Source organism: uncultured Thalassospira sp. (assembly GCF_963976115.1).
GTDB lineage: Bacteria > Pseudomonadota > Alphaproteobacteria > Rhodospirillales > Thalassospiraceae > Thalassospira.
In genome coordinates this window covers 1-12,564 of record NZ_CAXBJJ010000011.1, presented here as the reverse complement: position 1 = coordinate 12,564, position 12,564 = coordinate 1, and the positions used below count along the sequence as shown (strand labels likewise).

General features: G+C 52.1%; 11 protein-coding genes. 3 read left to right on the top strand and 8 right to left on the bottom strand.

Annotated elements, in window-relative coordinates; translation table 11 throughout:
• Window positions 1–28: 28 nt before the first annotated feature.
• The 3 genes from AAC086_RS15265 to AAC086_RS15255 all read right to left on the bottom strand — a co-directional run bounded on the left by AAC086_RS15265 (window position 29) and on the right by AAC086_RS15255 (window position 2,371).
• Window positions 29–1,201 (bottom strand): PLP-dependent transferase, encoded by a 1,173-nt coding sequence (locus AAC086_RS15265; RefSeq protein ID WP_339779867.1) that lies wholly within the window; start codon window positions 1,199–1,201, stop codon window positions 29–31.
• Complete coding sequence (locus tag AAC086_RS15260; protein WP_339779865.1) at window positions 1,188–1,907, bottom strand: FadR/GntR family transcriptional regulator; 720 nt, start codon at window positions 1,905–1,907, stop codon at window positions 1,188–1,190. Before AAC086_RS15260 ends, AAC086_RS15265 begins: the two co-directional genes overlap by 14 nt.
• Before the next feature lie 71 nt (window positions 1,908–1,978).
• Complete coding sequence (locus tag AAC086_RS15255) at window positions 1,979–2,371, bottom strand: transposase (protein WP_339779863.1); 393 nt, start codon at window positions 2,369–2,371, stop codon at window positions 1,979–1,981.
• 350 nt (window positions 2,372–2,721) lie between these two features.
• On the opposite strand from AAC086_RS15255, the gene AAC086_RS15250 reads away from it, so the two are divergent.
• Window positions 2,722–3,330, top strand: coding sequence for a hypothetical protein (locus AAC086_RS15250; protein WP_339779861.1), 609 nt, complete (start codon window positions 2,722–2,724; stop codon window positions 3,328–3,330).
• 40 nt (window positions 3,331–3,370) lie between these two features.
• On the opposite strand, the gene AAC086_RS15245 is transcribed toward AAC086_RS15250, so the two are convergent.
• From AAC086_RS15245 to AAC086_RS15225, 5 genes are all read right to left on the bottom strand, one after another.
• A complete protein-coding gene (locus AAC086_RS15245; RefSeq protein ID WP_339779859.1) occupies window positions 3,371–4,093 on the bottom strand; it encodes a hypothetical protein in 723 nt (240 codons plus the stop codon).
• Between the two features lie 56 nt (window positions 4,094–4,149).
• The gene (locus AAC086_RS15240; RefSeq protein ID WP_339779857.1) at window positions 4,150–4,392 is read right to left on the bottom strand and encodes a hypothetical protein; all 243 of its coding nucleotides are present in this window, start codon (window positions 4,390–4,392) and stop codon (window positions 4,150–4,152) included.
• An 18-nt stretch (window positions 4,393–4,410) separates the two neighbouring features.
• Entirely contained in the window at window positions 4,411–4,740 is a 330-nt protein-coding gene (locus tag AAC086_RS15235; RefSeq protein WP_339779855.1) for a hypothetical protein, read from the bottom strand.
• A 346-nt stretch (window positions 4,741–5,086) separates the two neighbouring features.
• Window positions 5,087–6,190: a hypothetical protein gene (locus AAC086_RS15230; protein WP_339779853.1), complete on the bottom strand. Its 1,104-nt coding sequence runs from the start codon at window positions 6,188–6,190 to the stop codon at window positions 5,087–5,089.
• A 677-nt stretch (window positions 6,191–6,867) separates the two neighbouring features.
• Window positions 6,868–7,521 (bottom strand): TetR/AcrR family transcriptional regulator, encoded by a 654-nt coding sequence (locus tag AAC086_RS15225; protein ID WP_339779851.1) that lies wholly within the window; start codon window positions 7,519–7,521, stop codon window positions 6,868–6,870.
• Between the two features lie 134 nt (window positions 7,522–7,655).
• On the opposite strand from AAC086_RS15225, the gene AAC086_RS15220 reads away from it, so the two are divergent.
• Both AAC086_RS15220 and AAC086_RS15215 read left to right on the top strand, forming a co-directional pair.
• A complete protein-coding gene (locus AAC086_RS15220) occupies window positions 7,656–8,831 on the top strand; it encodes an efflux RND transporter periplasmic adaptor subunit (protein WP_339779849.1) in 1,176 nt (391 codons plus the stop codon).
• 12 nt (window positions 8,832–8,843) lie between these two features.
• Window positions 8,844–11,990 (top strand): efflux RND transporter permease subunit, encoded by a 3,147-nt coding sequence (locus AAC086_RS15215; protein WP_339779847.1) that lies wholly within the window; start codon window positions 8,844–8,846, stop codon window positions 11,988–11,990.
• Window positions 11,991–12,564: the final 574 nt, after the last annotated feature.

The following is a 12,564-nucleotide window of genomic DNA, read 5'->3' as shown; positions in this document are numbered from 1 at the left end:
AGTCCCCTGATATTAGACGTTTTGTTATTTAAAGGGCAGCATCGATGGCCGCAGACAGATCCGACCAAAGGTCATCTGCGTCTTCGAGGCCGATGTGAAGGCGAACCAGATTTTCCGGCACGTTGAAACGAAGTGCCGAATTTGGGCCGCCAACCTGGGCCCGCGTTACCAGTGCGGGCACAACCAGACTTTCATGGCCGCCCCAACTGACCCCGATTTTAAAAATGCCAAGGGCATCGCAAAAAAGCGGGATGTTGACGCGGGGTGAAAATTCAAAGGAGAACAAACCTGAAGCCCCGGTTAAACCATCGGGCAGGTTCCGGCCCAGTGCCGGGTGATGAACCGCCGTAACTTCGGGGTGTTGCGAAAGTTTTTGGGCAATGGCAAGGGCTGATCGTTGATGTTCGCGCATTCGGGCGGGCAGGGTGCGCAGGCCGCGCAACAAAAGCCAGGCATCAAAGGCCGAAAGTTTGCTGCCGAGATAGGGCAAAATCTGCCCGCGCAAGCGACCGATAAATTCGTTGCTTGATGCCACAACCCCGGCAACCACATCGCTGTGTCCGCCCAGATATTTCGATGCCGAATGAATAACAACATCACAGCCCAGCAGTGCGGGTTGTTGAAAAATGGGTGATGCCCAGCTGTTATCGATCATGGAAACAGCGCCGTGTTTGCGGGCAATGTCGCAAAGACCGGCAATGTCGTGAACCTGAAAGGTCCATGATGTCGGGCTTTCAAGATAAAGCAGCTTTGCGCCGGGCAGGGCTTTGTCCACTGCATCAACATCGCGGCCATCGACATAATCCACGCTAACGTTCAGGTCTTTGAGCATCATTTCAAAGAAACGATAGGCATCGGGGTAAATATGGTCGACGGCGACAATACGGTCGCCGGGTTTTACAACCGACAGAACCGATGCCGAAATCGCGGCCATGCCACTGGCAAAACCAAGGGCATCTTCGGTTTTTTCCAGTTTGGCGATTTTTTCTTCAAAGGCCCGCACGGTCGGGTTCAGGCCGCGGCTGTAAACGGGGCGCACCTTTTGGCCGGAATAGGTTTCGGCCATATCGGCGAAGGATTCAAAAACAAACAGCGAGGTCTGAAAAATTGGCGGCACAACCGCAGTGCCAAAATGGGTTTCATCATGGGCAACGGTGGTGGATGGGGAAGAGGTAACGATGTGGGGCTTATTGGTGTTCATTGGACATTCTCACGATGTCGTGCTCAACGACTTCAAGGATGGCGAGGGTATGCTGCCGGGCGCTTTCGGGGTCGCGCCTTTCGATGGCGTCAAACAGCATGCGATGAAATTCAAAGGAATCCCGCGCAAAATCGGGGCGGTTGAACGGGATGGAAAAGAACGATTCAAAGGCTTCGCGCATCTGGCCCAGTAATTGTTCAAACAGCGGGTTACCAGCGGCTTTATAGATCGACAGATGGAAAACCAGATCGGCCTCGCCTGCGGTTCCTTCGCGAAGATGGACGGCTTCCATTGTTTCAAGGGCCGCGCGCATTTCCTCGATATCTTCGCGGGTTGCGCGTTTGGCCGCCAGAACGCTTGCTTCGCATTCCAGCCCGCGCCGAACTTCGAGGGTCTGCAAAAGGCCATCGCGCTGGCTGGCGATGGAAAGCGGCATGTAAACGGTGTTTTCGGTAACCGGGCGTTTCAGATAGGTGCCCGACCCGCGCCGGATTTCGACAATACCCCGTGCCTGCATATGGCCAATGGCTTCGCGGATGCTGGAACGGCCGACCTGAAGCCCCGCCATTAGTTCGCGTTCCGGCGGCAGACGGTCGCCGGGTTTCAAGCCTGATTGAACGATAAAGCCGGTCAGCGCTTCCAAAATTGCATCGCGGCGTCCTGCTGATGCAATGGGTGTAAAGCCGGTACCCGTTATGTCTGCCACACTTTGATCCCTGATTAGTCGTTTGTGCATCCGTGCCGGGCATCTTCTGGTATGCCATCAGACATCAGACATCAGACGTCAGACCAATTTGTCCAATATATCGGGATATTGTCAAGTTTAATGAAAGTACCTGACTGTTTTTTGATATGCGTCAACTGACGATACCGGCTGACAAGCTCCGCAAGCGTCTCTTGCACCTCATCCTGATCGGCGGCGAGGCTGGTTTCCATACGCTGGCCGTAATTGACCAAAACCAGTGCATCGATGCGATCAGTTTTGGCAAGCCGACCACTTGCCCAGGCAAAATGCCGAATGTGAAGGGCATTAATCTGACACATCGGAAACCCTTGCAGCGGCAGGGTTTTTAGAGCCAGGCGTTTATAGATGATCCGCGCCACTGGCACGAACTGTTTCAGCGTGGCGACAAGCTCTGCAATGCCGGCTGCGGTATTTGCGACAGTCAAGTGGACCCGGTCGGGCAGAATGCAGATATCAAGCGAGGATTTGGATGTCTATGCCAACAAATCGGTTATAATCGGTCATGGCTTGTCATCCTTATACTCGAGCGTAAAAGCTCTCTCGGCGGTCGGACCAAGTCTCGGGGCCGTAAGTGTTCAGCTTTTTTACGGGCGTTACAGCCCTGGGCTGCCACAACACCTTCCTACCTGCCAAACAAAAGAAGCAGATGGATCATAACAGATACTTCTGTCTCTTAATGTATAAGGCCGCTCCGAAGGACGGCCATGTTGATTTTTCTTGCCTGTTTAGATGCGATACGCTTCGATCATAAAAATCATTTCAAAAGGCAAAGCCAATGAAGAGACCTAATAATTTCGTTATGCTGGTTTGTATCCTGGCGATATTGCTGACCCTGTTATTCCCGCCTTACTCTTGGCACTTCAATCACAATAATGCCGGGGTTGGATTTGGATTTATTTTCACAGGGCCATTTAACACCAACCTTATCAACAGGGCCCGCATCGACATTACGGTTCTTTTAACTTTATGGGGTGGCATTTTATTAATCAGCGCGCTTGCCAGCCAGATTAACTTTGGTTTCATTGAGATAATACAGAAACGGGTAGATCAATTTATCGCCGACGTAAAAACCAAATCGACCAGGATCATTGTCGTTTTCTGCCTAATCCTGTTCTTTGGAGCATCAGGCTATTATCTCAATCAAATGATTGTTAACGGATGCTTCTCAGAAAACCCAACACCTAAGTTCAAATTTAACCCAGCTGACAAACGTGTTGAAACGGATAAAAAACCTTTAGACTTCTCAGCTTATGGAACACCTGTGAAGCCCGTCAGTGAGGAAAAGAAATACGGTTCAACACCGCTGTTTGGCACACCGGAAACACGGGTTAAGCCGGATGAGAGACCTTTGGACTTTTCGGCGTTTAGTACATCGGTTGAATAAACACCGCTCTATGAAAAAAGGCGGCCCGTGAGCCGCCTTGTTATTGTTTTCCCTCAAATCCGGCCTTGACCTTGGTGTGCCAGTCCTCACCCCACGACTTTAATTTTTTGATATAGGCCACTTTCTTCGGATCCATATAAACCCTGTCCCGATGCCAGTCAGATGTCGCCCACTCGGCAATCTTTGGCGGCTCGAAGCCATCTGCTTCCGGATTGAAAAAATACTTAACATCCAGAAAATGCGGCTTATCTGCTAAACGGTATTCAACTGCCAGCGCATTCAATGGTGATCTTATTTTGTGATCAACGATATAGGTGCGCGCCTCTTCCATATAGAGTGGTATCTTTCCAGTAAACGTCATCCTGAAATGATTAATTCCCCAACAATCCTGGCTACCAGCAGGAACGTTGGATATTTTTTTGATGTAGTGGATATCGTTCCGTTCACAAAAAGTAGATTTCTTCCAACCGATAGGTGATGCGGCAATGTCAGTCCTGATTTCGATATAATGTATAACTGTACCGTCGTCGACTTGAACAAGAATTACTTCCTCAATTGGGTTTTCGTAGCCAACCCGACGATACCCGGAACCGGCAACAATCCATTCCCCTTCAGGTAGTGGCACCTTAACCCGGCCATTTGCCGTGAGATACTCCCCGGTCAAAATACTGCCTTGCGGGCTGATATCGTCAAGTTTGGCATTGGTCGTTTGGCATGCCGCCAGCACGGCAACAACTGCAACCATTAGAATTGATCTGATCATATTTCGGTTCTCCCGATTGCAATGCTGCTCTGATCGTCGGTTTTTGTCTATTCCAATCAGTTCTTTTTGCGAATTTTCCCATCGACCGGATTGATGAAATAAACCCCAGATGGTAGGGTATCATATTCGGCTTGCGAGGTGATTTCGACCGCCCCATTGTCTGCCTTCGCCACCGGCGTCGGGTTACTCTGATTGGCACCACCGGCTCCAACTGACGCCCTACCCATCATATTCTGGACCAATTGATCTGCCATGCGCTGTTTCTCAAGCACAAGCAGGTTTATATTATCCTTCAGCATGTCCACCGCAACCTTGTATTAGGTCACCCGAATTTTCGGATCCTGCCCCAAGGGCATATCCTCGTTTGCAATGGCCAATACATCAGCATCCGGGACGTTCAGGAACGTCCGCTTATAGGCTTTCAGCTTGACTTGGAAAAGACGGTCTTTGCCTGTTTTCGTGCCTTTTCCTTTAACCGGCGCGACTTGATCGGTACCGTCTTTCATCGTCACCGGGCGGAGTTCACCATTTACCAGGGTCATCCGCACCATCGTGCCGTCATGCAACTCCGTTAGGGTCCAATCGACTTTATCAACCGGCACGCCAGTCGCCTGAATGGCCTTTGCTGCTGCGTCACTCGACGACATACTGGGGTTTGCTTTCGTCTCCTACATGTATGAGACAAAGAACTTGGCGGCTTGCTCGGCATTATTTCCGATCCCAGCGCTGCATTGAACATATTGCGACGAAAACGCTCATCTGTTTTGGCGCAGTTGATATTAGGACTCGGGCATGTGCCGGGATAGGGCGCGGGGCTTGGGTTGGCGCCATATAATTTACGGTTTGGCCGGTTTCGAGTCTGGGTGTTTAAATCAGGGGATTGGATATGCCTTGATGGACGGCGAACACCAAAAAGCCCGCCACACCAGCCGTTCAGGGATGGTGTGGCGGGCCGATAATTTTTAGTGTCGAGAGGCGCGAGACAAGATGAGGCTAGCGGCCACGCCCGTTCATGATGGTCAGGCCATTGGCGGTGATGCTGCCATCGCTGAGCAATTGCAGTTTGTATGTGCTCATCCCCTGTTTTCCGGGTTTGCCCGCGGCAAGGCCGTCAACGGCAGGTGGGAACAGCGCGCCAAGAATGGTGGGGCTTTTGGGGGTTCCCAAAAGATATTCCAACTGGTCGCGTCCCACCAGGTCAAGGTCCAGCAATCCCTTAAAGCCATATGCGGCTTTTTCCTGCGGTACGAATTGTCCTGTGCCGGCGGCCTCAAGGTTGCGGCTTTCGACATACAGGTTTTCAATTTCGATCGGCTTGCCGGTTTTAAGGGCTTCGTACCACAGGGCATTGGCGATGTTGTTGCGCACCAGCGCCGGTCGTATCCCCGATAACAGATCGGTCAAACCCTGTTGCAAAATCGAGCGCGCCCTGATCCATTGAATGCCGGTGGCGTCGCCCGACAGGCGCACGGTGCGCGGTTGAAACAGGCCCGGCAGCCACATGCCATCATGGGCATAATCAAGGCGGGTGGTGCCGTCTTTATCAGGATAAATCGTTAGTTCGGCCGATTTCATTGCTCCCCTTTTTTCACGGTTGGGGCCCGTCCATTCGGCGTCGCGCCAGGCGAGGTCGACTTTGCGTTGTAACCATGAAATTTTCAGATCGCTCAGCATCGATTGCTGGCGTGAAACCGGCTCGTCTGCGCCCAGGAAATTGGCAAGGCCGGTAAACCCTTCTGGCGCATTGGTTTTCGTGTCCCAGGTTACGGTGCCGCGGGCGTTATGCAGGGTCAGATTGCGCTGGTTAATGGTTTCCCTGGCGGTAATCTGTGCCTGTTTGGGCAGATTGACGTCAATGCTGATATAACGCGGACCGCGTTTATCGTCCTTCACATCAATCTGGACGGTGCTCATCACCAGGTCGCGGTCGCCTTCATATCCCCCCAAAGGCACATGAACGTTATCATATTCAAAACGCGCGCTGCCATCATGGGCGGCTGCGGTGACTTCGGTGGCCGTAACATCATATCGCGCCATCATTTTTTGCAAAATCTGACGGGCTTTTGTAACGTCCATGGCCGAGGCGAGACCAGGCATGACAAGTAAGCTGGCTGTCAGGCACAAAAATACCGTTAATCGGGGCATTTTGATGCTTGGTCGATGATCAAAAACGGCCATGTTCATTTATGTAAACTCGTTGAATATGAAGTCATCGCGGGAAAGATGATGCATGATTTTGGTTAAGATGGGGCAGGTGGGCCAGCGGAGGCTCGGCATCACGATTTTGTGACATCGTGCCAGGATGTGACTTTGCGAATGTATGAAATATTATCCCGGTGCCAGGTGACTCGATAAACAGGGTGTGGAGATTCAGGGTTAGGTCGGAATTTTACGTATTGGTGCGCAATCGTACCTGTGTTTACGACCGGATTTGCCCGAAAGGACGCATTTTTGAACGAGCATGGTTAGTTTGGCAACGTGAGATGAGCGTCATTGATAATGATGAAGAAGGGTTATTGTAAATGTGACGGTTTGATCAAATATGAGATTTTGTAGCATCGGTTTGGCCGGATTGTGCTATTTTTGCGCGCGTATGCTGTTATGCCGGGCGTTTCAGGCCGGGATATTAAGGTGCGTTTTTTTGTCTCATAAAAGTAAAAAAGTGATGACGAACGGTTTACCGGGGCTAAAAATTGTAATTTAATGTTGCGTTGCAATATGCGTAGATATGCTAGAGTTTGTATGATGTGCCGGTTTTTTCCATCTTAAGGAAGTCACGTGTCTGACGCCCTGGGATGGCAGATGCCGTTAAGAAGCAAATCGACCAGCTGGTTGGCGGTTTCGACAATTTCCGCTCGCGACGGGAGATGTTGTGGGACAGTTTCAAATGCAAGATCCCGCCATTGTCCGTGAATCATGGAGAGGAACATTCTCGCCGTCAATTCGGGGTTGCTGATCTGCATGTTGCCAATGTCGTTCTGGCGCTGAAAAAATGAAGTAATGCCTTCCATGACGGGTTTTGGGCCGCTTTTCATGAAGGTCTCCTGGATACCGGGGAACTGATCCATTTCGAGCCGTAAAAAACTCATTAGTCTGATGGATTCCTCGTCGGTGAGTTTTTCCGTCATGATGATTGTGAAATTCACCAGCGCCTCGCGCGGGGATATGTCAAAGACAAGGGATGTTTGCAGGGTTTGGGCAAACTCCTGACACTTTTCGGTCAGCACGGATGCGATAAGACCATCTTTGCCACCAAAGGCGTCATAAAGGGTGGTGCGCGACCCACCAGAGCGGGAGATAACGTCGTTCAACGTAACAGCCACAAACCCTTTGGTGGAAAGGATTTCCCATGTGGCATCCAGCATCGCCCGGCGACGGGCTTCGCCGCGGGAGTTTTGTTTTGCAACAGGGTGTAAAGTTTCGCTCATAATTTTAACGGGCCTTATGTTTTTGGGGCTTGCTTCGGCACTGCACAATATGTACTGTACAGTACAGTATCATTAAAAGCAATGGCAAGGCTGATCTAACAGCTTTGCATTTCGGGACTGGAAGGAAGAAAAATTTGTCCGTTCGTTCTTGTCTAAAAGTGGCCTGTCTGGCGGTAATGGTTGTTTCTGTTGCGGCTTGCGGCGAGCAAAAGGGGGGCGATACCGCCGCCCAGCAGGCACCTGCAACGCAGGTAACCTTCGTTGAGGTTCAGCCCCAGACAATCGGCCTCGTTGCTGAATTGCCGGGGCGCACCGTCGCATCGCGCAAGGCGGATGTCCGCCCGCAGGTTGACGGCATCATCAAGGAACGCAATTTTGTCGAAGGTGCGGCTGTCAAGGCAGGCCAGCAGCTTTATCTGATTGATCAAAGTGTTTATCTGGCTAACCTGGATGCGGCACAGGCAGAACTGGCCCGTGCCAAGGCAACGCTGGATCAGGCAACCAAAACCCGTGCCCGTTATGACAAGCTGATCAAGAATCAAGCTGTTAGTGAACAGACACGCGACGATGCCATTGCTGCCGAAGCCCAGGGCAAGGCCAGTGTTGCGTCGGCTCGTGCCGAGATCGACAAGGCGCGGATCAATTTGCAATACACCAATGTTATCGCACCGATACCCGGTAAAATCGGGGCTTCATCGGTAACCGAAGGTGCACTTGTGACGGCCAACCAGGCAACCGCCATGGCAACGATCACGCAGCTTGATCCGATTTATGTTGATGTGACGCAGGCCGGTGGCCGTCTGATGCGGATTAACCAGGGCATCGCCTCGGGCGCGATTAAAAGTGCCGCCGATGGCGACGGCGTTGATGTTCGCCTGATTGTGGACTCGACGGGTAAAAAATACGGTCATGTTGGCAAGTTGCAGTTTTCGGATGTCACGGTGAATGAAACCACCGGGACGGTTCGTTTGCGGGCTGTTTTTGACAACCCCGAAAATGTGCTGTTGCCGGGCATGTTTGTTCGCGCCTTTGTTGACCAGGGCGAAGTTGAGAATGCCTTTCTGGTTCCTCAACGTGCCGTGATGCGGCGCCCGGACGGTTCTGCTTACGTCTATACTGTCAAGTCCGACAATACGGTAGAAGCCAAGGCGCTGACGATTGAGCAGTCCAAGGGTGAAGACTGGATTGTGACCAAAGGCCTGAACCCCGGCGATCGCATCATTGTTGACGGCTTGCAGCGTGTTGGCCCCGGCGCACCGGTGACACCGGTTGCCGCAAAGGGCGACGACGCACAGTCGGCATCCCGGTAAGGATAGTATCTGATGGCAAAGTTTTTCATTGATCGCCCGGTATTTGCCTGGGTGATCGCCCTTGTGATCATGTTGGCGGGGGGGCTGTCGATTCTGCAATTGCCGATCGAGCAGTACCCGTCAATTGCGCCGCCTTCGGTGGCGATATCGGCAACCTATCCGGGCGCGTCGGCACAAACTGTTGAAAATACGGTCACCCAGGTGATCGAACAGCAGATGAACGGCCTTGATAACCTGCGCTACATGTCTTCGACAAGTGACTCGACGGGGAGTGCCGAGGTTACCCTGACCTTTAACGCCGGAACGAACCCCGATATTGCCCAGGTTCAGGTGCAGAACAAGTTGCAGGCGGCGATGTCGGTTCTGCCGAGCCAGGTTCAGCAGCAGGGTATTAACGTTACCAAGTCCAACGGGTCGTTCCTGATGGTTGTGGGTTTTGTATCCTCTGATGGCAATATCGACGTCCATGACCTGGCCGACTTTGTTGCCAACACGATGAAGGACCCGATTTCGCGTGTGAACGGTGTTGGCAGTGTGTCGGTGTTTGGGGCACAGCACGCCATGCGTGTGTGGCTTGATCCCAACAAGCTGATCAGTTATGGCCTTGCCGTTTCGGATGTTCGCACTTCCATTGAAGCCCAGAACACCGAAGTTTCAGCCGGTCAGATCGGCGGGGCTCCGGCGGTTGAAGGGCAGCAGATTAATGCCACCATCACCGCACAAAGCCGTTTGCAAACCCCCGAAGAATTCTCGAACATTCTGTTACGCGTGAATACCGACGGTTCCCAGGTTCGCCTGGGCGATGTTGCACGTGTGGAAATCGGGGCAGAAAGCTATAACGTCGTTGCCCGTTATAACGGCAAAGGGTCGGTTGGTATTGGTATCAATCTGGCGACAGGTGCAAATGCGCTTGATACGGCTGAAGCTGTTAAAAGCCGTATCGGCGAATTACAGCAATATATGCCTGCCGGTGTGGAAATTGTTTATCCTTACGATACCACCCCGTTTGTTAAAGTTTCGATCGAGGAAGTGGTCTACACGCTGATTGAAGCGGTGGTTCTGGTCTTCCTTGTGATGTTCCTGTTTTTGCAGAACTGGCGTGCCACCCTTATTCCGACCATCGCCGTTCCGGTGGTGTTGCTTGGTACATTCGGGATTCTGGCTGTATTTGGCTATTCCATTAATACGCTGACCATGTTTGCCATGGTGCTCGCGATTGGTCTTCTGGTCGATGATGCCATTGTGGTGGTGGAAAACGTCGAACGTGTGATGTTTGAAGATGGTCTGTCGCCGCGCGATGCAACACGCAAGTCGATGGACCAGATTACCGGTGCGTTGGTCGGTATTGCCCTTGTGCTGTCGGCGGTGTTTATTCCGATGGCATTTTTCTCGGGTTCGACCGGGGCTATTTACCGCCAGTTTTCCATCACAATCGTCTCGGCGATGGTGCTTTCCGTGATTGTTGCAATCGTGCTGACACCAGCACTTTGTGCGACCTTGCTTAAAAACTCGCATCACGATCCCTATAGCCGCAAGGGCCTGTTTGGCCTGTTTAACCGTGGCTTTGACAAAACCAATAAGTTCTATCAGGGCAGTGTTGGCCATGTTGTGAACCGCAAATGGCGTTATCTGGTGGTCTATGTTGGTCTGGTTGGCTGCCTTGGCTATTTGTTCATACAATTGCCAAGCTCGTTTTTGCCCGACGAAGACCAGGGCATTATGTTCTCGATGGTGCAGTTGCCTGCCGGTGCGACGCAGGAACGGACAATCAATGTCTTGAAAAAAGTCGAAAATCATTTTCTGAATGACGAAAAAGAAAATGTGAATGGTATTTTCACTGTTGCAGGCTTCAGTTTTGCCGGTAGCGGCCAGAATGCCGGTATTGCCTTCGTCAGTTTGAAAGACTGGTCGCAGCGTAAATCGCCAGATCAGTCGGTGAAGGCCATCATTGGCCGTGCCTATGGCTTTTTTGCCCAGATTAAGGAGGCGATGGTCTTTGCCTTTACTCCGCCGGCGATTGTCGAGCTGGGAACCGCAAACGGCTTTGACATGCAGTTGGTGGACCGTGGTGCGGTTGGCCATGATGCCCTTGTCGCGGCGCGAAATCAGTTGTTGGGCATGGCCGCGCAAAACCCGGCAGTGCAGGGGGTTCGTCCCAATGGTCTGGACGATATGCCTGAATTCAAGGTTAATATCGATCAGGAAAAAGCCAAGGCACTTGGTGTTGCAATTAGCGATATCAACGATACCTTGTCGACGGCCTGGGGGTCGAGCTACGTCAACGACTTCATGGAAAAAGGCCGGGTTAAAAAGGTTTATATCCAGGCAGATGCCAAATATCGCATGATGCCAAAGGATATGGACAACTGGTATGTCCGCAATGACAAGGGCGAGATGGTGCCGATTTCGGCATTCTCGACAACGTCCTGGAGTTATGGCTCGCCCCGTCTGGAACGCTTTAACGGTTTGTCTTCCCTTAACATTCAGGGGCAGGCAGCACCGGGGGTCAGTTCGGGCACGGCAATGAATGCCATGACCGACATGGTTGCCAAACTGCCAAAGGGTATTGGTCTGGAATGGACGGGGCTTTCTTATGAAGAACGTGCCGCCGGTGACCAGGCACCTGCGCTTTATGCCTTGTCGGTTATTGTTGTGTTTCTGTGCCTTGCGGCTCTTTACGAAAGCTGGTCAATTCCGGTTTCCGTGATGCTGGTGGTGCCACTGGGCGTTTTGGGTGCGGTTGTTGCAGCGTTGCTGCGCGGCTTGCCCGATGACGTTTACTTCCAGGTGGCCCTGTTGACCACAATTGGCCTGTCGGCAAAGAACGCCATTCTGATTGTTGAATTCGCCCGCGATCTTTACGAAGACGGGATGGATCTGCTTGATGCAACGGTGGAAGCTGCCCGGCAGCGTCTGCGTCCGATTATTATGACCTCAATGGCCTTTACGCTGGGTGTTTTGCCTTTGGCAATTAGTACCGGTGCCGGGGCGGCCGCCCGTATTGCCGTGGGTACCGGGGTTATTGGCGGTATGATTGCGGCAACTGTTTTGGCGATTTTCTTCGTCCCGCTGTTCTTTATGGTGATTGTTGGCACGTTCTCGCGCCGCACGATCCATAAAAAGGAAAAGCCGGTCATAGATGATAGCCCGGAACTTTAACTAAAATCTGCGGGGCTGGCGGCATTATCGCTGGCCCCGCCCACGAAAAAGCCGGTCCGTTACCGGACCGGCTTTGCGCCCGCGCCTTCGACGGTCTGCAGAATAATCTGCAAGTCCCCCGACCCCGCCGTCGGTTGCGCGTGACGAAGAGCCGGTGCAAAAGCACCGGCTCTTTTGTTTTGGCCAAATGCGCGGGGATCGTCAAGGTCGGATATGCTAAATCGACAGTATCGATCTGTATTATTGCATTGGTATAAAGCATATTTCCTTTAATATGACCCATTTTGTTTGATTTTGGCGTGTCGTTTGGCAAGGCACAGCGCGCTGCGCGATGCGGTGCATCGGGCGAGCGGTGTAACGCCGCCAAACACCGCCAAAAACAAACCCTGCGGGCCAGCGCAGTCTGCCGCCTGGCCGCGTCGAAATCCTTGTCCGTAAACCCATTACGCCCTGCGGACTTCTCCTTACCAGGCGGCAGATTGAGCTGGCAAAATGGGTCATATTAAAGGAAAAATGCTTTAGCAGTCTGTCGGGTTTGAGGTTTTATTCCTCTGGATGCGATGGTCTGTATCGT